Source organism: Elioraea sp. Yellowstone, assembly GCF_006704265.1.
Lineage (GTDB): Bacteria > Pseudomonadota > Alphaproteobacteria > Acetobacterales > Acetobacteraceae > Elioraea.
In genome coordinates this window covers 1-828 of the sequence record NZ_VIKA01000311.1, presented here as the reverse complement: position 1 = coordinate 828, position 828 = coordinate 1, and the positions used below count along the sequence as shown (strand labels likewise).

At 75.2% G+C, this 828-nt stretch carries 2 protein-coding genes; both read left to right on the top strand.

From position 1 onward, the window contains the following. A partial coding sequence (locus FK498_RS19630; RefSeq protein WP_161988500.1) for a hypothetical protein occupies nucleotides 1-349 on the top strand: 349 nt, incomplete at its 5' end. A gap of 18 nt (nucleotides 350-367) precedes the next feature. Beyond that, nucleotides 368-828: hypothetical protein (locus FK498_RS18885; RefSeq protein WP_202614942.1), on the top strand; the 461-nt coding region annotated here is incomplete at its 3' end.

Sequence of the window (828 nt, the reverse complement as noted above, 5' to 3'; positions counted from 1 at the left end):
CGGCCGCACCGAGCGCTTCGACCTCGCCGCCGAGCGCCACGCCCTGGCCGCCGCCACGCTGGTCGCCGAGCACGTCAACTTCTGCGGCTGCCGGATCGACGGCGTGCTCGCCGGCGACCGGCCGAAGCTCGGCGGCGCCGGCGCGCCGGTGTTCACGCTGCCGCCGCCGCCAGGGCCCGATTTCGAGATCGAGGACGAGCCCGAGCCCGCCGCGGCACTGTTCGCGGTCGGCTGGACCGATGCGCTGGTCGACGCGGTACGGCGCAACGTCTACGACAGCCGCGGCGCGGGGGTGGTGGACGAGCGCGAGAACAGCGCGCTCGGCGCGATCATCAGGGCGCTCGCCTGAGGCACCATGGGAGAGGGCGTGGAGTTCCGCATTGAGAAGATCGACGATGACGGCGAGATCACCGGCGCGCTGGTGTTCTCGCCGGCACCCGCGACCGGCGCCGCGCCGCGCTTCTCGATCGAGCGCTTCGGCCGCGAGAACAACCAGCTCGGCCCGCACGGCTGGACGGTGAACGCGCCGCCGCTCGTGCCGCGCGCGGCCGAGCTCAGGGGGGGCGAGCTGTGGCTGCTGTTCGGCAACGAGGTGTCGTACTGGATCGATCCCGGCACGGCCGTGCTGGTGCGGCTCGCCGGCACGGCGGTGGAGGGCAGCGACGTCTGGCCGCCGATCCCCCGCGGCAAGGCTCCGCCCGCGCCCCCGCGTGTCGAGGCGACGCCTCCGCCCGCCCCGGCCGTCGCGCCGCCGCGCGCGGTCACCCAGATGCACCGTTCCGGCGCCTTCGCCGCCGCCCGCCGGATGCTCGCCTACGACCTCGACTA